This window comes from Aureibaculum algae (assembly GCF_006065315.1).
In the GTDB taxonomy this organism is placed as follows: domain Bacteria; phylum Bacteroidota; class Bacteroidia; order Flavobacteriales; family Flavobacteriaceae; genus Aureibaculum; species Aureibaculum algae.
The window spans coordinates 3,342,222-3,363,517 of the sequence record NZ_CP040749.1; the positions used below are offsets into that span (position 1 = coordinate 3,342,222).

A 21,296-nucleotide genomic window follows, 5' to 3' on the forward strand; every position below is an offset into this window, starting at 1 on the left:
ATAGTTTACTACCAATTAGTTATTAACCATGTCTTAACAACTTTAAGTTGCCATCAATTAGCATACTATATAAAAGGGAAATTTAAGCTCTTAGGCGATTGAAATTAGCAAAATTTATTGCTTAATTTCTTCAACTTCGGGGGTATAAGCTTTTGCTTTTTTTCCAAATAATGAAAAATGAACAAATCTTTTCGGATTAACTTTTAGCTCAAAAAGTAATTCTTCCATTTCTTTTGAAGCCGCCTCCAGATTATTATATAAACCTTCATCTTTAAGTAATTTACCTATAGAACCATTACCATCTTCAATATTTGTTAGAATACCGTTAAATTTAGTAATAGTACCTTGTAATTTCTGAACGGTCTGTTTAATTTGAGATTGATTTAACGAATCTGTTAAACTAACCAAATTATGAGATGCCAAGGTGGCATTTGTTAAAATAGAATCTACTTTACCATTTTCCGCCAACATATTATCTAACGATCTTGAGGCCGTTTTAAATGTAGATAATATTGAATTTAAAGAAGTAATAGCTTCTTTTATTTCTAACTGTTTTTTAGGATTGAGAATAGCATTAACACCTATCAAAAGTGTATCAGCATTAGTTAAAAAACTTGCTACCTTAGCCTGTAATGGTGCAATTTGATCATTTACAGCACCTAATAAACCTGCCTCTATATTACCTTTTAGTGTGTCTCCAGAAACAGCATTACGACCATCAAATGCGGGAAGTATTTTTATGGACTTACCACTTATAAAGTCGGGACTATAAATTTCGGCAATACTATTATTAGTAAATGCAAAATCATTCTCTAAAGAAAAATTAACGACAAGTACTCCTACTTTTTTAGGATGAAAATAAATACGATCAACTACACCAACCTTTAATCCATTAATAGTTACTGGAGCTGAAACTGAAAGTCCTTGAACATTTTCATATTCTACATAAAACTTTCTACCACTCTCAAAAAGATTATTTCCTTTTATAAAATTAAACCCCCAAACAAAAAGTGCAATGGTAAGCACTGCAATTATTCCTGTTTTTAATTCTCTAGAAATTTTAACCATAAATTATTTAATAAGAAGCAATATTACTAATTATTTCCGTGAGTAGAAAGTTAAGCATCAATTTTTACTTCAATGCTAAGGCATCCTTTACTGAAATCTTTTTCTCATTTTTAAAGGCTACAATAAATGCCCCTTTATATCCTTTCGCTTTTGCTTCTGTTCTTAAAGCCACTGCTTTGTTGTAATCAGAGGTTAGTCCATAATAATATTTATGATGTGCCCCCACTCTTACTCTTTCTATACCTTTTAAACCTTTAAAGTTATAAGACGCTGTAGCTACTTTTTTGGTACTTGAAGAAATTTGAACTTTAAAATCAACCCCTTTAACAATTCTAGTTTTAGGAGTTGTATCTACTTTTGGCTTCTCCTTTGGTTTCACTTCAACAACCGTATTGGCATCAATTTGTTTTTTATATGATTTAATGGCTTTAAAAATTGATGTAGCCATTTCTTGTTGTCCCTTTTTGGAATTTAAATAGGCCCCTTCTGCCTTATTAGTTAAAAATCCAGTTTCTACCAAAACGCTTGGCATAAATGTATTTCTCAATACTAAAAAACCAGCTTGCTTCACCAGTCTATCTTTCCGTTTCAAATCGCCTGTAAAATTATTTTGAATCAAACTAGCTAATGCCAAACTTTGATCTAGAAATTCCTCTTGCATTAAGGTTAATCCAATAACTGACTCTGGTGCATTAGGATCAAAACCATCATAATTTTCTTTATAATTATCTTCTAATAAGATAACTGAGTTCTCTTTTTTAGCAATCTCAAAATTTCTATCATTTTCATGTAATCCTAACACAAAAGTACCTGCACCATAGGCCGATGATTTACCAAATGCATCACAATGAATAGAAACAAATAAATCTGCTTTTGATTTCTGTGCTATCTTACCTCGTTGATTCAATTCGATAAAAGTATCATCATCACGCGTGTAGATAACCTCAAAACTTTCATCAGATTTTAACAGCTTACCTACTTCTAAGGCTATTTTCAAGACAATATCTTTTTCAAAATATCCATTCCCCAAATTCCCAGGATCTGTACCTCCATGACCAGCATCTATAACTACTTTAAACTTTTTTTGAGCAGAAACAGTATTGGCTTGTAGTATTAGGAAAAAAGTAAATGACAACAAAAAAAACTTTTTAATCGTTGCTTTAAACAAAGGAGTATTCATAAAATTATTAATTATTAACTATTCTTTAGCTTATACCACTTAAAAAATATATGTAAGTTTGTAGTTTCAAAAACTAAGCCAAATTTAACGTTTACAAAAATACTATTTATAGCATTGCAATCAAATTTTAAGTATATAGTTTTTGTTTTCCTTTTTTTAGGGACAGGTTGCCTATTTGTAAACGCTCAAAACACAACCCAAAAGAGAGATTCTCTTGAACCTGTAAAAAATACAATCATAGGTTTAAAAGGGTTTTCAATTAACGACAGTATTCAACTTCCTGATGCGGCTACCTTAAAAGCAATAGATACGACCAGAATAGATTCTTTTAAACCCAAAGAGTATTTAGATGATTCTATTCTAAAAAAAGCTTCCGATTATATTAAAAATGACTTTGAAAATAAAACCGCAATTTTATATAATAATGCCCAAATATTATATCAAGATATTGATTTACAAGCTGGGATTATAAAGATTGATTATGATAAAAATTTAGCCTACGCCAAGGGAATAATTGATAGTAGTGGTGCTTATACCCAAAAACCACAATTTAAACAGGCGGGTCAAGAAAGTGAACAAGATTCTTTGATTTATAATTTTAAAAATGAAAAAGCAATTATTTACAATACTAAAACCGTTCAAGAAGGTGTCATTGTTAGAGGTGAAATTACTAAAAGAGAAAACGACTCGGTATTTTATTTAGATAGAGCTCATTTTACAACATCTACTAAAGACAAACCTGATTACGAAATTATTACCAGAAACATCAAATTAGTTCCAGGTAAAAAGATTGTAGGTGGTCTTTCTCAATTAAAATTAGCAGATGTACCCACACCAGCTATATTACCTTTCTTTTATGTACCATTGACCAAAGAGCGATCTGTCTCTGGTTTTTTAATTCCTACTTATGGAGAAAATAGCAGTCAAGGTTTTTTTCTTCAAAATGGTGGCTATTATTTTGCCATTAGTGACTATGTTGATCTTGCTGTTTTAGGTGACGTATACACCAATGGTAGTTGGGGAATGCGATTTGAGTCTAATTATGCGGTCAGGTATCGTTTCTCAGGGAATTTCAACTTACGCTTTGAAAATTTAATAACAGGACAACGGGGGTTTAGTACTTTTAATAAAAGAAATAATTTTTATTTACGTTGGTCACATAGCCCGTCACAACAAGCCTCTCCTAATTCTCGATTTTCAGTTTCGGTTAATTTAGGGAGCAGTCAGTATTTTAGAGAATCATTAAATGAATATAATATTGGTCAGACTGTAACAAATACATTTAATTCCTCAATAAATTTTTACAAAAAATTTGTAGGTACACCTTTCAATATGAATATTGCCATGACGCATAGTCAAAATACAAATACGGAAAAAATTGATATGACCTTACCGTCATTGCAGATTGGAATGGACAGAATTTATCCCTTTGCTCCTAAATCAGGTGCAAAGAAAAACCCTATTCAAAGTCTTGGTTTAAGTTATAGTTTTGATGCTCAGAATAGAATTTCTACAGATGATGATAATTTTTTAAAATCTGACATGTTTAAAGACGCTCGTTCTGGAGCAAAACATACCGTTTCTGCTAGCACTAACATGAAAGCTCTTAAGTACATAACGCTTTCGCCATCTGCAAATTACAATGAAGTTTGGTATTTAAAAACAGTAGAACAAAGATATAATGCCGAGTTAGATGAAATAGAAAAAGACACTGTAAATCAATTTGATGCTTTTAGAGAGTACTCCGCTGGTGTTTCAGCTTCTACAACCCTTTACGGGATGTTTAATTTCAAAAAAGGAAGGTTACAGGCCATTCGTCATGTAATGCGTCCTTCCATTTCATTTAATTACCGACCCGACTTTAGTAATTTTTACGATGAAGTACAACAAAGTGAAGATGATGATGATTTTATAGAATACAGTCGTTTTGATGGAGGTATTTATGGTTCACCTTCTAGGGGATTATCGAGTAGCATTGGCCTTAGCCTTAACAACACCTTCGAAGCTAAAATGATGTCAAAGGATTCTACAGCTACAGAACCTGAAAAGATTAAATTATTAAACAATTTGAATTTTTCGACAAGTTATAACATTGCCGCTGATTCTTTAAATTGGAGTCCCGTTAGAATGACCGCTGGTACAACCATATTAGACAATAAGTTAAGTTTGAATGCAAGTGCTACATTAGACCCATATGCGTTAAATGCAAGTGGTAGAAGAATTAACACGTATAATATAAATAATGACGGTAGTTTATTTAGGCTTACTCAAGCGAATATGTCTGCCAGTTATTCTATATCTAGTGATATATTTAATAAAAAAGATTCAAAAACGGATAAAAAACAGCCTCCCAAAGGAAATAAGGGAGATGAGGATAGCTTATTCGGAAGTGATATAACTACTAGAAACGTTAAGGATGACCAAGAAGAAAGTAAAACCAAGGTAGCAAATCTATATGGAGCCACACTGCCATGGACTTTAAGCCTTAGATATAATGTAGGGTATTCAAATTCAACTAGGCAAAATGAGCTTTCAAATAACTCACTGCAATTTTCAGGTAACATTGAATTATCACCTAAATGGAGTGTTGGACTTTCTTCTGGGTACGATTTTAAAAATAGAGGAGTTACGTATACAAACTTAAGTTTTGAACGTGACTTAGACAGTTGGCGTATGAGTTTTAACTGGGTGCCTTTTGGTAATAGTACAACCTATTATTTCTTTATTGGTATCAAATCTTCTGTACTTAGTGATATAAAATATGATAAGCGAAAAGTGGCAGATCAACGTTTGTTTTAATAAACTTCACTTTTTCCAAGTATAACGTCTTTCTATAGTAAAAAATAAAAGACTCTTTAGTTATAATACTGAAACTTGGCTTTGTTATAAAAAAAATAACGACCTTAGATTAAAATTAGTTATAAAAACCAACAAACATTTTTAAACTATATTTAAATAAAAAACAAAAATTTTAATTGAAAATTATTCCTAGCATATCATTTGACAGTAGCGTAGGAGCCTCTGATATTGAGATCCTTCGTTTAGCTGAAGTGTTTTCACGTATTGAGAAAAATCCGAACCATAATCCGATGAAACCTCATCGAATTTCGTTTTTTGCATTGCTAATTGTTACTGAAGGCGAAGGAAAACATGAAGTTGATTTAAAGAATTACAACATTAAAAAAAACTCCGTAATAAAAATTGCTAAAGGTCAAGTACATGCTTTTCAGTCTAATTATAAGTACGACGGTTACTTAGTCATATTTACTGAAGATTTTATTCTGAAATATTTTTCAAAATCATCAGTCGAATTCATTTCACATTTATACAACTATCATATATCGAAACCACTAGTTAAAAACAGTACGTTTAATGATTTTTTTTTGGAACAACTCACTAAAGAACTTCAAAGTAAAAATACATATGCTCATAAAGAAATAGTTGCAAAAATTCTTGAAATTTATTTATTGCGGTTAGAACGTCTGTCTCATAAACCGCCTATTGAAAAGATAAATAAAAACCATCAAATACTCTTCCTTAATTTTAAAAACCTTGTAGAAAAAAACTACTCCAAAACCCGAAATGTAAAAGATTATGCAAATATGTTATCTATTTCTGCAAAGCACTTGAATTCAATGGTAAAGCAATTTACCCTAAATACAGCGAAGCATTTTATAGATAGTTTTGTAATCCTAGAAATAAAAAGAGCCATTGTAAGTACCGATAACAGCTTAAAAGAAATAGGATACGCAACTGGTTTTGATGAAGTTACAAATTTCACTAAATTCTTTAAAAAACATAATAATATCACTCCAAAACAATTCAGAGCTTCATTATAAGGAATTCAAGCTCACATTTACCATTTTTATACTAAGATTGACCTGTCTCATTCTTCTATAAAGTTCCAACTTTGCATCGAACTTTAAAAGTAAGAAAAATGAAAAGAAAATTAATCACATTTATGTACCTCTCATTATTTAGCGTATGGCTTAGTTTTGCTCAAGGCAGTTCTACCGAAGAAAATAAATTTCATTTTGGAGAAGCTGAACATTTTTTAGAAGGATACACCATGAATTTTCAGTATCAAAATAGTACTGCTATCCACATGGAATTTAAAGAAGGAAAAGCCAAATATGAATGGATTTCTGGACCAGCAAAAGGAAATGGAAATAAAAATATACCCTACCGTTCTCTTAAAATCGGCAATAATCTTTATTTAGTCAATTGGCATGAAACAGGTATAAAAGACTATTTAACAATTGTTTTTGACTTTGAAAAAATGGTTGTTCATAGTTCTATTATTATAGGTTATGAAAATAAGCCTGAAAGAACTTTAAAGACGGTATTTAGAAGTGGAATTATAGATCATTTAATAAAAAATGAATAATGACATTGCTTTATAATTATTTCGGATCAGAAAAAGACTTTTTTAAATTTATAGGAAATTGAAAACTAAAGGTTTCATATTAACCATTTTAAATCGCATTTGGATATAATTTTAACGAACTATTTACCTCAACTTTGTAAGGCATTGAAAAAAGAAAATTATGATAATTGAACCACTCAATCAAATAGAGAATACCATAAATACTTTATTTAAAGACACTGAAAAAGATCAGTTTAAAATAATGAAAGGTCTGGCTAAAAGTGCATTTAGACCAATTAAACCTGAGGACTTTAAAGATGTATATCTTTCTATTACAAAAAAACAAGGTGAATTTTTAAAAGAAGTTATTATTGAAAATAAATTAAAAAATATTATTGAATTTGGAACTTCATTCGGTATCTCAACTTTATTTCTCGCACAGGGTGCACTAGTAACTAACGGTAAAATAATTACTACAGAATTAATAGCCTCTAAAGCAAAAACTGCTCTTAGTAATTTTAAATCTGCTGGCGTAAATAGCATTATTGAAATTAGAATTGGTGACGCCATGGAAACTTTAAAAAATTATATGGAGCCAATAGATTTGTTATTCTTAGATGGATGGAAAGATCTTTACTTACCGTTATTCCAAATGCTTGAACCAAATTTTAACAAAAACACTATAATTTATGTGGATAATGCAGACATGAAGGAATCACAGACGTTTTTAAAGGTAATATCAAAAATGAAAAAATATGAATCCGATTTAAAATTTGATGGTAAAGTGGCATTAATAACTACTAAAAAATAAAATTATGAGTGAAGTAGCAAATTGCCCAACCTGTGGCAGTAAATCAAAAGTGAAAGTAAAGGGTGGAACAACAACCTATCAGGTTGTTCAAGATATAGAAGCTTTTAAAAAAATTGGTCAATTAAAAAGAGCCATGGAAAAATACAAAACAAAAGCAGAACAATTTGAAAAAGAATTGGAAGAATTAAAAAAAACAAAACAACATGAACTTCCTTAAAAAGAATTATGGATGGATGATAGTTACATTAATAGCAATATTACCATTGTTTATAATTATAAACATGATTAATATTGATTTTTCTAATGGCTTAACTATTACTTTAATTGAGAGTGCCGCTAGCGATGGTAAAACGACCTTGGAGATGTTATATCATATCTCAGGTGAATTTGCAATAAGATGGATGACTGCTGTATTATCATGTACACCATTTTTCATTTTATTTGGAATAAACAACCTATATGTACGTCAATCTATGGGTATTGCCACTGCGGTTTGGAGCTTTATTCATTTTGTCATTTTTTTGGTGGCAGAAGGCTTTTTAGAAACATTTACTCAAGTAAATTACATTGCCGGATTTATTGCAATTTTAATTCTAATCCCTTTGTTCTTTACATCTAATAAAAAATCTATGAGACGTCTCAAAAAAAATTGGAAAAAACTACAACGACTAGCTTACGTAGCCATTTCTCTGAGTTTATTACATATAGTTCTATTAGATAAAACATGGTTAATATACGCCGTCATTGTCGGTTTAGGTTTTATTATTAGAATACCAGTTGTAAAAGATAAATTCATAAAGCTACGTTTAAATAAAACGCGTAATAAATTAAGTATTCAATAACATAAAAATTTAATAATATGAAAATAGCAGTAACATCAGCAAGTGGAAAATTAGGAGCTTCAATTGTTGAGCACTTAATTGATGAAATTGGAAAAGAACAAGTAATTGGAATCGCCAGAACACCTGAAAAAGCTCAATATTTAGGTGTAGAAATTAGACAAGGCGATTATAATAATAGACAAGATTTTGATGCAGCATTAAAAGGTGTTGATGCTGTACTTTTAGTTTCAGGAATGGATGAGCCACAAAAAAGAATTGTACAACACAGACATGTAATTGAAGCCGCAAAAGCGAATGGTGTAAAAAAAATAGTATATACAAGTATCATTGGAGCAGAAGAAAATAACGCATTCAGTCCTATTGTTCAAACAAATAGACAAACTGAAAAAGATATTAGAGATTCGGGATTAGAATGGGTAATTGGTAGAAATGGTATTTATATAGAACCTGATTTAGACTATATAGACACCTATGTAAAAGAAGGTGAAATTAGAAATTGTGCAGCAAACGGAAAGTGTACTTACACAAGCCGACAAGAGTTAGGATACGCTTATACCAAAATGCTTTTAGGAGATAAACATAACGGAAATACTTACAATTTAGTTGGAAATGCTATTACCCAAAAAGAACTTGCTAATACTATTAATCAAGTTTTTGGTACAAGTCTTGTCTATAATTCAGTTTCCGTGGAATCTTATTTAGCTGAAAGAAAAGCAGCATTAGGAGATTTTATGGGAACCGTAATTGCTGGAATTTATGAAGGAATTAAAAACGGTGCGAATGATGTTCCTTCTGATTTTGAAAAAGCAGCTGGTAGAAAACATAAATCAACATTGGAAATGATAAAAAACTATCATATGAACCATTTAAAAATTTAATCCAATAATGAGTGTCATTGAGCAACTATTAAAATCGGTAGTCTTAGACCAAGCTGTAATTACAGAAAAAGTCAAACTTTCAACTGCTACTTTTAAAATCCGTATTCAAAGCGATAGTATTAAAAAAATAGATTTTATACCAGGTTCTTTTTTAAGAATGGGTATCGGAATAGGCAACAAACAACTGTCTATGAAAGATAAAATAAGAAGTTATAGTATATGGGATATTAATAAGGATAAAGGGTTTATAGATTTAGCAATTGCTACACATAGTGATGGTATTGGCTCTCAATGGATATCAAATTGTCAGATTGGTGATACTATTTATTATAAATGGAAAAAAGGTAATTTTCTAGCAGATGATACCGCAGATAGTTATGTAATGATAGGAGATCTTTCTGCTCTTTCACATTTATACATGATTAATCGACATATAGGTAAAGATAAACAAGTTATTGGTATCGTTTACAGCGAACATAAAAATGAAATATTTACTGATATTGACGGTAACTTTCCTTTTGATATTTATGAACTACCTCAAAATCCAAGTGGTGAAATAATTACGAAAATAAAAGAAATAGTACCTAATTTAAGCGGTAAAAAGATAGCTTATATTGCTGGAGATAGTAGAGTTTGTATTGCGTTAAATTCTTTTTTTAGAAGAGAGCTTCAATGGAAAACCAAAAGCATAAAAACCAAACCTTTTTGGAATCCCGAAAAGAGAGGATTAGAATAATCACATTTAAAATGATGTAAATCTTAAATAAAGAAATACAATTTAAAAATAAAAACTATCGCAAATAGAAGTATTAAAACAATAAAGAGGGTTACAATGTTAATAAAGCTAAATCTGACCCCATTCCTAAAGCCCTAAAACATGCTCCAAGGCACGCATATCCATAACAACAGGAACTTCAACCCCAGCCAACATTGTTTTATTACTTTCGTTTTCAAGAGCATATACATCAAAACCTCCTGCTTTAGCCGCGGTTACTCCTGGTAAACTATCTTCAATAACCACGCATTCTTCAGGTTTAAAACCCATCGTCCTTGCTGCATGTAAAAAGATATCAGGTTCAGGTTTCCAGCTGTTAATTTGGTAACAACTAAAAATATTTTCATTAAAATAATGTGATAATTTAGTTACCTTTAAATTCAATTTTATTTTATTTATCGGACCACTAGAAGCTACACAAAAAGGAACAGCAAGCTTATCTAATAAAGTATGAACACCTTTTATGGGTTTTAAATCACGTTGAAATGCCTCGAAAGACAAGGCTCTATAAGTCTCCTCAAAATCATCAGGTAATTTTCTACCCAATTCCTTTTCTACAAGGGCAAAATTATCCTTCAATGCCAATCCTGTAAATAAATCAATAGCCTTTTCTATGTCTATATGATAATCAACCGTTTTTAGTAAATCGACCATTACTTGCGTGGAAATCGCTTCACTATCTACTAAAACACCATCACAGTCAAAAATGACACATTTATAATTCAAACTTTTTATTTTTTATTGATTAAATATACTTTCTTACTAAAAATAGACTTGAGTTGAATTTGTGCTCCACTTCGGGTTTCAACAGATGTAATCGTTGGGCAAATTATTCTCGTTAAAAAGGCCGTAATTACAATTAACATAATATTAGACTCAATACGAACTACAAACTTCATCACCATCCAAATTAAAGTAAAAACCAAAAGAGAAAGAACTAGGTTTAAAAGAACTGCAGTGGTTTGTTTATTCATTGTTTTTTTGATTTTTTACTCGATTAAATTTCAATAGCTATAGAAACTCATTTCTTTATTAACAACAACCTTCTTTTACCATTCTATAAACCTCTTCGTATTCAGGTAATATTTTATCAATAGTAAATCGCTTTGCAAATTGATATGCATTGTTTTTAAATGTTTCCAATCGCTCATCATCTGACAAAATATAAATAGCATTTTTTGCCATTGCATCGGTATCACCAACATCACTTAAAAATCCTGTTTTACCTTCTATATTAACTTCTGGTAATCCACCAGAATTAGATGAAATTACTGGTGTTTTGGCCGCCATTGCCTCTAATGCCGCCAAACCAAAACTTTCTGTTTGAGACGGTAACAAAAATAAATCTGTCAAGCATAAAATTTTTGCTAATTCTACACTATTACCTAAAAACTTAACATGATCTGCAATCCCTAATTCCATAGACTTTTTCTCAGCAGCATCTCTTTCAGGTCCATCTCCAACCATTAATAATTGAGCTTTAATTTTTTGTTGCGTTTTATAAAACACATCAATAACATCAGGGATGCGTTTTACAGGTCTAAAATTACTAATATGTGTAATAATTCGTTCGTCTTCATTTGCAAGATTTCCTCTTAAACAAGGTTCTTTATCTAAAGAATCATATTTTTCAAAATCAATAAAATTATAAATTACCTTTATATCCTTCTTTATATTAAATAACCTTAATGTATCCTTTTTTAAACTTTCAGAAACGACGGTTACAGCATCAGAATTATTAATACTGAACTCTACCGCATTTTTATAGTTAGGATGACTTCCTACTAATGTTATATCTGTACCATGTAGCGTGGTTACAAATGGAATATGAATACCATCTGCTTTCAACATTTGCTTTGCCATATAAGCCGCATAAGCATGAGGTATTGCATAATGTACATGCAACAGCTCAATATCATGTAACTTTACCATAGCAACCAACTTACTTGAAAGTGCCAATTCATAAGGTTGATAATGAAACAGTGGATATTCTTCTACAAATACTTCATGAAAGTGAATATTATTAGAGAGTGCATTTAACCTGACAGGCTGATTATATGTAATAAAATGTACTTCATGACCTTTTTTAGCCAACGCTATACCTAATTCAGTTGCAACTACTCCACTACCTCCATAAGTAGGATAACACACGATACCTATTTTCATAAATAATTATTTTTTTTTAAGTCGAACTAACTTTAGAATCCTTTCAAGATAATAAATTGTAATTTTGAATAAATTCTCCGTAAAACTAAAAATTTAAATGGACTTCAACTCGTTTTTAACACAAATAAACAATCTAAAAAAGCGAACTCTAGGTGGCGAGGAATCACAATTTAAAATGGCTCCTGAATTAAGAAAAGCTTTTTCGTTAAACGACATCAAAAATAAAAACCCTAGAGAATCAGCCGTTTTGGTCTTGTTCTATCCTGATGAGAACAACAATACTAGAGTTATACTGACCTTAAGGTCTGATTATAAAGGAGTACATGCCGCACAAATAAGTTTACCTGGTGGTAAAAAAGATAAAAATGATAAACGTTTAGTAGACACCGCACTGCGTGAAAATGAAGAAGAAATTGGGATAGATAAAAATGACGTTATCATTTTAAGAGAAATGACTAAGACGTACATCCCCCCTAGTAATTTTTGGGTATACCCATTTTTAGGCTACCTGGATAAAACACCAACCTTTACTATCAATTATGAAGTAGAAACGCTAATTGAAGTTTTAGTGAGCGATTTAATTGATGATAAATCTTTAAGTACAAAAAATATGACTACATCTTATATGGAAAATATAGATGTACCCTGCTTTAAATTAAATAGTTATGTAGTTTGGGGTGCTACTGCAATGATTTTGAGTGAGATAAAAGACTTATTTAAATGTATTAATTAGTAATATCTTTTGTAAATTTGGTGTTTAACAACCTATTTTAATCTTAATGAAACTTTATAAACAGGACCCTTTTGGTAATGCCTTATTTTTAAAAAAGTTCTTAATACGAGTACTTGGGCTAATATCGCATGGGAGATATCAAGGTTTTAACAAATTAGAAATAGAGGGTTCTGAAATACTTAGAAATTTACCCGATAGAAATGTTCTATTTGTATCTAACCATCAAACTTATTTTGCTGATGTAGCTGCAATGTTACATGTATTTAACGCCTCCTTAAGTGGTAGAGATGATTCTATTAAGAATGTAGGGTACATTTGGCAACCAAAATTAAATATTTACTATGTTGCTGCTCTTGAAACTATGAAATCGGGCATATTACCAAAAATATTTGCTTATACAGGATCAATTTCTATAGAACGTACTTGGAGAAGCAAAGGTAAAAATGTAAATCGTCAGGTAAAAATGTCTGATATAAGTAATATAGAAAAAGCCCTAAATGATGGTTGGGTTATTACATTTCCACAAGGCACCACTACTCCATTTAAACCAATTAGAAGAGGTACTGCATTTATTATTAAAGAAGCAAAGCCCATTGTAATACCTATCGTAATTGACGGCTTTAGAAGAGCCTATGACAAAACAGGTTTACAACTAAAAAAACGAAACATATTACAATCCATGGTTATAAAACCACCTATGGATATTGATTATGAAAATGATTCCATTGCTGATATTGTAGAAAAATTAGAGTATGCAATTGAACAGCACCCTTCATTTTTAAAAGTACTATCTCCTGAAGAATATGCAGAACAAGAAGCTCTTCTCGATAAGAAGCGAAAATTCTGGAATTCTTAAAATTATTGAGATTACTCAGTGTTTAAATAGCATTAATTACTACATAAACCTTAAGTAATCCCTAATAAATTATGCCAACCAAGCTTTTAACATCCAAACCGTTTTTTCTTGTTCAGAAATAAAGTCACTCATCATGGCATTTGTTCCTTCATCATCAGCTTCTCCAGATTTTTCTAATATATCACGCTCAATCTGTATCAATTGCTTTAATGAAGTTACAACTAACGTTACCGCTTCTACATCTTTTGAAATATTTTTTCCTACAGGTACTTTTGAAAGTTCTGTATAATCATCAAAAGTGTGTAAAGGTGTACTTTCTAAAGTCAGAATTCGTTCAGCAATTTCATCTATTTTCAATTGAGAATCATTGTATAATTCTTCAAATTTCTCATGTAATTGGAAAAAGTTCTTCCCTTTAATATTCCAATGCAAACCTCTTAAATTTTGATAATATATTTGATAGTTTGCCAACAATTCATTTAAATCTGTTGCTAATTCATTTACTTTACTCTCATCTAAACCTAATGTTGTTGTTTCCATACTATTTTAAATTTTATTTATAATTATTTTTTGATTTAAGGCGATTGGGTAATACATCTACATAATCGCTTTTTAAATATTCAAGAACATGTACTTGTTCTTATTAGTTGCAATATGCGTTATAAAATCTTACCCGTTTAACGCAATACAAATTTATCTTAACTTATTTAAAAATTACTATAATAATGATTGATAGTTTTTATATTTTTATAGCCAAAACCTATATACAATTTTAAATGACTATTACTCAACTCACCTACGTACTTGCTGTTGCAGAACACAAAAACTTCACCTTGGCTTCCGAAAAATGTTTTGTAACTCAGCCAACCTTAAGTATGCAAATACAGAAGTTAGAAGATGAGTTAGATGTTATTATTTTTAATCGAAAAAAGAAACCAATTGAACTTACCCCAATTGGTGAGAAAATAATTGAACAAGCGAAAGTTATTGTTAATGAAAGTAATAGAATTACTGATATTGTAGATCAACAGAAAGGATTTATAGGAGGGGAATTTAAATTGGGCATAATACCAACAGTAATGCCAACATTGCTCCCCTTATTTTTAAGAACATTTTTAAAAAAATATCCTAAAATTAATTTGGTTATTGAAGAGCTAACCACTGAAGAAATTATTAAAAAACTATCTGACGGTCATTTAGATGCAGGGATTGCTGCCACTCCGTTAGAAATTGCTTCTATTAAAGAACGACCGCTGTATTACGAGCCATTTGTAGGCTTTTTAGGTAGTAACCATCGTCTTTCTAATATAACAGAATTATCAGTTGAAGATTTGGATATTGACGATATATTATTGCTAGAGGACGGACATTGTTTTAAAGACAATATTCTTAACTTATGCAATAGTTTGAAAAAAGAAGATCCGCATCATTTTAGATTAGAAAGTGGGAGCTTTGACACTTTGATAAAATTGACAAAAGAAGGATTGGGTATGACACTACTACCCTACTTACACACCCAAGACTTAAATGAAAATGATAAAAAATTAGTAAAATCGTTTAAAAACCCTACTCCTTCTCGAGAAATAAGTATTATCTATCATAAGTCACAATTAAAAATACAATTAATTGATGCCTTAAAAGAAGTAATTGATGGTATAATTAGAGGTGTTATTGCCTTTAATGATGTTAAAATAATAAGTCCACTTAAAAGATAACTAAAATCTGAGCTATCTTTTTGGATTGACAATGTTCATACAAACATAAAGTTCTGGCTTATTTACCGTGTACTCTTGCAACCAGATTTTTAATTCATCAATCTCATAGGGTAATAACCTATTTAAAGCTTTCTCTAATTCTTTACAAAATAATTCCACATTAAAACTAACCTTTTTCAAGACCGTTTTAGTGTATTCAAAAATTGCTCTAGCCATATCGTTAATGGGTTTAATTGGTATAATGAATATTTATAGAAATAAATGGCATTCACTAATTCATCAACGATAAAGTTAGGCAATTATTTTATCACAATGTGTTAAAATTTTTCTTAAAATTTACAACACATTTAGTGACTATAGATTACAGTTTTTCAATCTTTGCTAAAAGAGATTCTCCTTTTGTTTGAAGTTCCGATTTTAAGGCTTTAAAATGAGCTTTTTTATCATCTACATCTTTATTATTTACTTTTACAATCAGTTCATCAAAAGTAGCAATAGCTTCATCAATAATTTTTTCAGCTTTATCTACATTCTTTGGATCGTCTTGTAACATTTGCCACACATAACACTCTTCAATAATATCTGATAAAACGTAATTAATATCTTTCTTTAAGTTTTTTACACTTGCCATATCTTTCTTTAATTTTATAATTTGTGCAAATTTAAGGTAAAAACCAATAGAATTTGCGTTAAAATTTTATTTTATATAAACCTCTAAAACTTCTGATTTCTCTTCTGATTTCAGAACATATTTAGAAAGACAAGCCGGCATTAATATTGTCTCTCCTTTATTTAATTGAATCTCTTTGTCATCGTTATAACTTATGGTTACGTTACCATCTACAGCCATATAAATAACAAATGAGTCTTTATCTGAATTATCTATTGAAATAGTGCCGTCTAATTCAATAATATTAGTGGTAAAATACTGACAATCAACAATATTTTTACTCGCATTAACTTCTGGCGTGTAATCTGATTTATACTTGTCAATGGCAGTATAATCTATCGCGTCTAATGCCAATTCCGTATGTAACTCTCTCCCATTACCTTGATCGTCCTTTCTATCCCAATCATAGATTCTATAGGTAACATCACTAGTTTGTTGAATTTCTGCCAATAATACCCCTGCACCAATCGCATGAATTCTACCTGTAGGGATAAAATAGACATCCCCTTTTTCAACTTCATCGACATTAAGAATTTCTAATAATGACTTATTTTCTAAATGTTTTAGATACTCCTCCTTGTTAGAATCTTTTTGAAAACCCACAATTAAATTAGCCGCTTTATCCGCTTGCATTACATACCACATCTCCGTTTTACCAAAAGAATTATGACGTTTTTTTGCCAACGCGTCATTGGGATGTAATTGTATACTTAATGCCTCTTTCGCGTCAATAAATTTTATCAATAGTGGAAAATTATTTCCAAAATTTTTATATACTTTTTTACCCAGTAACGTGTCTTTATATTCAGTGATAAGAAATTCTAAAGATTTACCTTTATATTTACCATTAGCTACTATAGAAACATCTCCTTTTACATCAGACAACTCCCAACTTTCACCTATATTTTCTTTATCAGTAACTTTATTTAGGACACTATGTAGTTTTTTACCTCCCCAAATTCTCTCTTTTAGAATAGGTTCAAATTTTAATGGATATTGTATGCTCATTTTTATATTTCTTTAAGTTTTAATAATGCTTCTGTGATATGTTTTTCAGCTCCAAACTGACTATTAAAAATATGAATTATTTTTCCTTTTTTATTAATTATATACGTGACTCGCCCTGGAATTAAACCTAACATACTCTTAGGCACTCCAAAAAGCTTTCTTATTTGATTTTCAGTATCGGCCAATAGCGTAAAAGGCAATCGATATTTTTCAGCAAATTTTTTGTGCGATTCAACATCATCAGAACTGATACCAATTACTTTTACATTTAAATCTGTAAAAGCCTCAAACTCATCTCGAAATTTGCAGGCTTCTTTTGTACAACCTGGCGTATCGTCTTTAGGATAAAAATAAATGACCATTGCTTTTTTACCAATAAAATTGGCAACATTAACGTCATTATTATCTTGGTCTTTTAAAGTAAATGTTGGAACGGAGTCTCCTACTTTCAATTTCATTTTTTGTGGATAAATGTATTGGATTACAAACAACAGCAATACAATAAAAATGATGCCGACAATAATCTTTTTTAACATATTACAAATATCGTTATTTTAAGGTAAATATTAAAATTTGTTTTAACTTTGATTATGATTAATTATATAAATAAACTACCCAAGGCAGAGTTACATTTGCATATTGAAGGTACTCTAGAACCTGAATTATTATTTACGCTAGCAGAGCGTAATAACATTAAACTAAAATACGACTCGGTTGCACAATTAAAATTAGCCTATCAATTTGATTGTTTACAAGATTTTTTAGATATCTATTATCAAGGAGCATCTGTTCTTATAACTGAACAAGATTTTTACGATTTAACCTATAGTTATCTTCAAAAGTGTGCTGAACAAAATATTAGACACACTGAGATAATGTTTGATCCGCAAACCCATACAGAACGAGGTGTTGCATTTGAAACCGTTATTAATGGAATTTCAATGGCCTGTATTGATGCCAAAGAAAAACTAAACGTTTCGTCATTATTAATAATGAGTTACTTGAGACATTTATCTGAAGATGATGCATTTAAAACGCTGGAACAATCGTTACCTTTTAAGCACTTAATTACCGCTGTAGGCTTAGACTCTTCCGAAAAAGGGAATCCGCCTTCAAAATTCAAAAAGGTATTTGAAGCCTCAATAAAAGAAGGATATATTCCACTGGCTCATGCCGGAGAGGAAGGTCCTCCCGAATATATTTGGGAAGCACTTGATGTACTAAAAATTAAAAGGATAGATCATGGTAACAATTGTTTACAAGATCAACTTTTAATTGATGAAATTATAAAACGAGATATGGCTTTAACAGTTTGTCCGCTTTCAAATACAGCATTACAAGTAGTGGGTGATTTAAAAAACCATCCTCTAAAAAAGATGATGGAATTAGGATTAAAAGTAACCCTAAATTCTGACGACCCTGCTTATTTTGGTGGACAACTCAATCAGAATTTTATTGAGGTTCAAAAAGCTCTAAACTTAACGAAAGAGGATTTATATGAATTAGCTAAAAATTCATTTCAATATTCATTATTAAGTGACAAGGAGAAGCAAACAAATCTTAACGAATTAGAAAAATATTATGCAAATTAACGACAAATCAGGTATAACGGAATATATGGCATCTTCTAAGAGATATGATGCCATGAAATATAATAGATGCGGAAAAAGCGGATTACTTTTACCTGCTATTTCATTGGGTTTGTGGCATAATTTTGGTGAAGTAGACAATATGTTTAATGCTAGAAAAATTTTACGTACTGCTTTTGACTTAGGCATTACTCATTTCGATTTAGCCAATAATTATGGCCCTCCATTTGGTTCTGCTGAAGAAACATTTGGACTCCTTTTTAAAAAAGATTTTAAACAATATAGAGACGAATTAATAATCAGTACAAAAGCAGGTTATGATATGTGGCCGGGCCCATATGGCAATTTAGGATCACGCAAATACTTAATAGCTAGTATTGACCAAAGTTTAAAAAGGTTGGGCTTAGATTATGTCGATATTTTTTACCACCACAGACCAGATCCAGATACTCCTCTTGAAGAAACTATGGTTGCCCTATCGGATATTGTGAGACAAGGAAAAGCATTGTATGTGGGTATTTCAAATTATGAACCAAAAGAAACGGCAGAAGCGGCAAAAATTCTAAAAGAATTAAAAGTTCCTTTTGTATTGCATCAAGCTCGGTATTCTTTATTTGACCGTTGGGTAGAAGATGGTTTATTAAAAACGTTGGAAGATAATGGCGTGGGTTGCATTGCATTTTCACCCTTAGCTCAAGGAATGCTAACTGATAAATATTTAAAAGGTATTCCTAAAGATTCACGAGCCGGGAAGAACTTTACCTATTTAAATGAAGAGCAGGTTCAAGACAATATGAATAAAATTCAAGAATTGAATGAAATAGCCAAAAACCGTGGGCAAAAACTTTCACAAATGGCAATCGGTTGGTTATTAGCTCAACAAAGTATAACTTCTGTTTTGGTGGGTGCTAGTTCATCTGATCAATTGAAGGAAAATGTAAAAGCACTAGAAAACTTGACATTTTCAAAGAAAGAATTAGAACTTATTGAAGATGTTTTGAAATTTTCTGCAACTTAATACTACACCCATAATAATTTAATCAATTTTAAAATAGCGTTTGGGCACCCCTCCTAAAAAAAGGAGGGGAATTAAGTTTTACAATAATTTAGATACTTAATAGTTTATTCATGATGATAAGGTTCATTCTTTAATATGGTAAACGCTCTATACAATTGTTCTACTACAAATAATCGAATCATTTGATGCGAAAAGGTCATTTTTGACAAGGCTATTTTTCCTTGTGCTTTTTGATAGACTGCATCTGAAAATCCGTAAGGCCCACCAATGACCAATACCAATTGTTTGATACCAGAATTCATTTTCTTTTGTAAAAATTTTGAGAACTGTATCGATCTAAACTCCTGTCCTTTTTCATCTAATAAAACCAATACATCCGTTGGAGATAACTGTTGTAAAATTAGCTCTCCTTCCTTTTCTTTTTGTTGATTTTCCGTTAAATTTTTCGCCTTTTTAATATCAGGAATAATTTCTAAATCAAAATTAATATAATGCTTTAATCGCTTTTGATACATCGTAATTAAGGCTATTAAATTTTTATCATCCGTTTTACCTATGGCGAGTAATTTTATTTTCATTTTATCAATCTTAATTTAGGAGGTTCAAAAAAACAACATTTTAATAATTTATCGAAGAAAAATTGAAGTGTGAATCAATTTTTCATCAAAATACCTTTCCGAACTTTAATTAGGTAAATATAATCGTTATTTTTACCTCACAAAAATTTGAATATGATAACCGAACAACAATTTAATACAGAATTAGACCTTATTATAAAAAATGCCATTAGAGAAGATGTTGGCGATGGCGACCATAGCTCATTAGCTTGTATTCCATTCAGTGCTAAAGGAAAGGCAAAATTACTAGTAAAAGATGAAGGTGTTATTGCTGGTGTCGAATTTGCTAAAATGGTTTTTAACCATGTAGATTCAAATTTAAAAGTAGAAACGTTAATTGAAGATGGCAGTCATGTAAAGTATGGTGATATCGTATTTTATGTAGAAGGCAGTTCGCAATCCATATTAAAAGCGGAACGCTTAGTTCTAAATGCAATGCAACGTATGAGTGCTATTGCAACAAAAACAAAATCATTTGCAGATTTATTGGAAGGTACAAAAACTAAGATTTTAGATACTAGAAAAACGACACCAGGTATTAGAGCTCTTGAAAAATGGGCTGTTAAAATAGGTGGTGGTGAAAATCATAGATTTGCCTTATATGATATGATTATGCTTAAAGACAATCATATTGATTTTGCTGGTGGAATTACCAAAGCTATCAATAAAACCATACAGTATTTAAATGATACTAACCGTGACTTAAAAATCATTGTAGAAGCTAGAAATCTCCAAGAAATTGAAGAGATACTACAATCCGATGCTGTGTATCGTATTTTAATTGATAATTTTAATTACGATGATACACGTAAAGCAGTTGCCTTAATTGGCGATAAATGCTTAACCGAATCTTCTGGTGGTATTAATGAAAACACCTTACGTAATTATGCAGACTGCGGCGTAGATTATATTTCTTCTGGTGCACTTACCCACTCCGTTTATAATATGGATTTAAGCTTGAAGGCTATATAAATTAATGGCAATCAGATTTATTAAATCCTCTT

At 30.6% G+C, this 21,296-nt stretch carries 25 protein-coding genes; 14 read left to right on the forward strand and 11 right to left on the reverse strand.

The window, feature by feature from the left end; genetic code table 11:
* Positions 1–114: 114 nt before the first annotated feature.
* On the reverse strand, positions 115–1,068 hold the full coding sequence (locus FF125_RS13985; protein ID WP_138950345.1) for an MlaD family protein: 954 nt from the start codon (positions 1,066–1,068) through the stop codon (positions 115–117).
* A gap of 64 nt (positions 1,069–1,132) precedes the next feature.
* Complete coding sequence (locus FF125_RS13990; protein WP_138950346.1) at positions 1,133–2,248, reverse strand: N-acetylmuramoyl-L-alanine amidase family protein; 1,116 nt, start codon at positions 2,246–2,248, stop codon at positions 1,133–1,135.
* Positions 2,249–2,362: 114 nt separating this feature from the next.
* Between FF125_RS13990 and FF125_RS13995 the strand changes: the two genes are divergently transcribed.
* From FF125_RS13995 to FF125_RS14030, 8 genes are all read left to right on the forward strand, one after another.
* Positions 2,363–5,047, forward strand: a complete 2,685-nt coding sequence (locus tag FF125_RS13995) for a putative LPS assembly protein LptD (RefSeq protein ID WP_138950347.1) — start codon at positions 2,363–2,365, stop codon at positions 5,045–5,047.
* Positions 5,048–5,223: 176 nt separating this feature from the next.
* Positions 5,224–6,087 carry a helix-turn-helix domain-containing protein gene (locus FF125_RS14000; protein ID WP_138950348.1) on the forward strand — a complete coding sequence of 288 codons (864 nt, stop codon included), beginning with the start codon at positions 5,224–5,226 and terminating at the stop codon, positions 6,085–6,087.
* A 98-nt stretch (positions 6,088–6,185) separates the two neighbouring features.
* Entirely contained in the window at positions 6,186–6,635 is a 450-nt protein-coding gene (locus FF125_RS14005; protein WP_138950349.1) for a MoaF-related domain-containing protein, read from the forward strand.
* Between the two features lie 160 nt (positions 6,636–6,795).
* On the forward strand, positions 6,796–7,425 hold the full coding sequence (locus FF125_RS14010; RefSeq protein WP_138950350.1) for an O-methyltransferase: 630 nt from the start codon (positions 6,796–6,798) through the stop codon (positions 7,423–7,425).
* A gap of 4 nt (positions 7,426–7,429) precedes the next feature.
* A complete protein-coding gene (locus tag FF125_RS14015) occupies positions 7,430–7,642 on the forward strand; it encodes a hypothetical protein (RefSeq protein ID WP_138950351.1) in 213 nt (70 codons plus the stop codon).
* Positions 7,629–8,267, forward strand: coding sequence for a ferric reductase-like transmembrane domain-containing protein (locus FF125_RS14020; protein WP_138950352.1), 639 nt, complete (start codon positions 7,629–7,631; stop codon positions 8,265–8,267). Before FF125_RS14015 ends, FF125_RS14020 begins: the two co-directional genes overlap by 14 nt.
* A gap of 17 nt (positions 8,268–8,284) precedes the next feature.
* Positions 8,285–9,145 carry an SDR family oxidoreductase gene (locus tag FF125_RS14025; protein WP_138950353.1) on the forward strand — a complete coding sequence of 287 codons (861 nt, stop codon included), beginning with the start codon at positions 8,285–8,287 and terminating at the stop codon, positions 9,143–9,145.
* A gap of 7 nt (positions 9,146–9,152) precedes the next feature.
* Positions 9,153–9,881 carry an FAD-binding oxidoreductase gene (locus tag FF125_RS14030; RefSeq protein ID WP_138950354.1) on the forward strand — a complete coding sequence of 243 codons (729 nt, stop codon included), beginning with the start codon at positions 9,153–9,155 and terminating at the stop codon, positions 9,879–9,881.
* Between the two features lie 126 nt (positions 9,882–10,007).
* Here FF125_RS14030 and FF125_RS14035 read toward each other — a convergent pair whose 3' ends face one another.
* From FF125_RS14035 to bshA, 3 genes are read right to left on the reverse strand one after another with little or no spacing between them, the layout of a single operon-like run.
* Positions 10,008–10,646, reverse strand: a complete 639-nt coding sequence (locus FF125_RS14035; protein WP_175418932.1) for an HAD family hydrolase — start codon at positions 10,644–10,646, stop codon at positions 10,008–10,010.
* Positions 10,647–10,651: 5 nt separating this feature from the next.
* Complete coding sequence (locus tag FF125_RS14040; RefSeq protein WP_138950356.1) at positions 10,652–10,894, reverse strand: hypothetical protein; 243 nt, start codon at positions 10,892–10,894, stop codon at positions 10,652–10,654.
* A gap of 58 nt (positions 10,895–10,952) precedes the next feature.
* Positions 10,953–12,086: an N-acetyl-alpha-D-glucosaminyl L-malate synthase BshA gene (gene bshA / locus FF125_RS14045; protein ID WP_138950357.1), complete on the reverse strand. Its 1,134-nt coding sequence runs from the start codon at positions 12,084–12,086 to the stop codon at positions 10,953–10,955.
* Between the two features lie 97 nt (positions 12,087–12,183).
* Here bshA and FF125_RS14050 point away from each other — a divergent pair, with 97 nt between their 5' ends.
* Together FF125_RS14050 and FF125_RS14055 are read left to right on the forward strand one after the other, a co-directional pair.
* Positions 12,184–12,819 carry an NUDIX hydrolase gene (locus FF125_RS14050; RefSeq protein ID WP_138950358.1) on the forward strand — a complete coding sequence of 212 codons (636 nt, stop codon included), beginning with the start codon at positions 12,184–12,186 and terminating at the stop codon, positions 12,817–12,819.
* 46 nt (positions 12,820–12,865) lie between these two features.
* On the forward strand, positions 12,866–13,675 hold the full coding sequence (locus FF125_RS14055) for a lysophospholipid acyltransferase family protein (protein WP_138950359.1): 810 nt from the start codon (positions 12,866–12,868) through the stop codon (positions 13,673–13,675).
* 69 nt (positions 13,676–13,744) lie between these two features.
* Here the strand turns inward: FF125_RS14055 and FF125_RS14060 are convergent, their stop codons facing one another.
* Entirely contained in the window at positions 13,745–14,215 is a 471-nt protein-coding gene (locus tag FF125_RS14060; protein WP_138950360.1) for a Dps family protein, read from the reverse strand.
* A 236-nt stretch (positions 14,216–14,451) separates the two neighbouring features.
* Between FF125_RS14060 and FF125_RS14065 the strand changes: the two genes are divergently transcribed.
* A complete protein-coding gene (locus tag FF125_RS14065; protein ID WP_138950361.1) occupies positions 14,452–15,390 on the forward strand; it encodes a LysR family transcriptional regulator in 939 nt (312 codons plus the stop codon).
* A 12-nt stretch (positions 15,391–15,402) separates the two neighbouring features.
* Here the strand turns inward: FF125_RS14065 and FF125_RS14070 are convergent, their stop codons facing one another.
* From FF125_RS14070 to FF125_RS14085, 4 genes are all read right to left on the reverse strand, one after another.
* Entirely contained in the window at positions 15,403–15,606 is a 204-nt protein-coding gene (locus FF125_RS14070) for a hypothetical protein (protein WP_117883462.1), read from the reverse strand.
* 145 nt (positions 15,607–15,751) lie between these two features.
* A complete protein-coding gene (locus tag FF125_RS14075; RefSeq protein WP_138950362.1) occupies positions 15,752–16,021 on the reverse strand; it encodes a hypothetical protein in 270 nt (89 codons plus the stop codon).
* Positions 16,022–16,087: 66 nt separating this feature from the next.
* Complete coding sequence (locus FF125_RS14080) at positions 16,088–17,068, reverse strand: type I phosphomannose isomerase catalytic subunit (protein ID WP_138950363.1); 981 nt, start codon at positions 17,066–17,068, stop codon at positions 16,088–16,090.
* Between the two features lie 2 nt (positions 17,069–17,070).
* Entirely contained in the window at positions 17,071–17,526 is a 456-nt protein-coding gene (locus tag FF125_RS14085) for a peroxiredoxin (protein WP_138950364.1), read from the reverse strand.
* A 132-nt stretch (positions 17,527–17,658) separates the two neighbouring features.
* Here FF125_RS14085 and FF125_RS14090 point away from each other — a divergent pair, with 132 nt between their 5' ends.
* The gene (locus FF125_RS14090; protein ID WP_175418933.1) at positions 17,659–18,660 is read left to right on the forward strand and encodes an adenosine deaminase; all 1,002 of its coding nucleotides are present in this window, start codon (positions 17,659–17,661) and stop codon (positions 18,658–18,660) included.
* The gene (mgrA, locus tag FF125_RS14095) at positions 18,650–19,675 is read left to right on the forward strand and encodes an L-glyceraldehyde 3-phosphate reductase (protein ID WP_138950366.1); all 1,026 of its coding nucleotides are present in this window, start codon (positions 18,650–18,652) and stop codon (positions 19,673–19,675) included. The genes FF125_RS14090 and mgrA overlap by 11 nt, the downstream gene beginning before the upstream one ends.
* Before the next feature lie 104 nt (positions 19,676–19,779).
* On the opposite strand, the gene rlmH is transcribed toward mgrA, so the two are convergent.
* Positions 19,780–20,253 (reverse strand): 23S rRNA (pseudouridine(1915)-N(3))-methyltransferase RlmH, encoded by a 474-nt coding sequence (gene rlmH, locus FF125_RS14100; RefSeq protein ID WP_138950367.1) that lies wholly within the window; start codon positions 20,251–20,253, stop codon positions 19,780–19,782.
* A gap of 153 nt (positions 20,254–20,406) precedes the next feature.
* On the opposite strand from rlmH, the gene nadC reads away from it, so the two are divergent.
* The gene (gene nadC / locus FF125_RS14105) at positions 20,407–21,264 is read left to right on the forward strand and encodes a carboxylating nicotinate-nucleotide diphosphorylase (protein WP_138950368.1); all 858 of its coding nucleotides are present in this window, start codon (positions 20,407–20,409) and stop codon (positions 21,262–21,264) included.
* The last annotated feature ends 32 nt before the right edge of the window (positions 21,265–21,296 follow it).